This is a genomic window from Klebsiella sp. C349492 (assembly GCF_042055345.1).
In the GTDB taxonomy this organism is placed as follows: domain Bacteria; phylum Pseudomonadota; class Gammaproteobacteria; order Enterobacterales; family Enterobacteriaceae; genus Klebsiella; species Klebsiella scottii.
Map to the genome: position 1 here is coordinate 1 of NZ_JANQCE010000045.1, position 255 is coordinate 255.

At 52.9% G+C, this 255-nt stretch carries 1 rRNA gene; it reads right to left on the bottom strand.

Features of this window, described 5'->3' with window-relative positions:
- Window positions 1–255: ribosomal RNA gene (locus tag NWP14_RS27905) — 16S ribosomal RNA — on the bottom strand; the annotation flags it as partial.

A 255-nucleotide genomic window follows, 5' to 3' on the forward strand; every position in this document is an offset into this window, starting at 1 on the left:
AGGTCGCTTCTCTTTGTATATGCCATTGTAGCACGTGTGTAGCCCTACTCGTAAGGGCCATGATGACTTGACGTCATCCCCACCTTCCTCCAGTTTATCACTGGCAGTCTCCTTTGAGTTCCCGGCCTAACCGCTGGCAACAAAGGATAAGGGTTGCGCTCGTTGCGGGACTTAACCCAACATTTCACAACACGAGCTGACGACAGCCATGCAGCACCTGTCTCAGAGTTCCCGAAGGCACCAAAGCATCTCTGC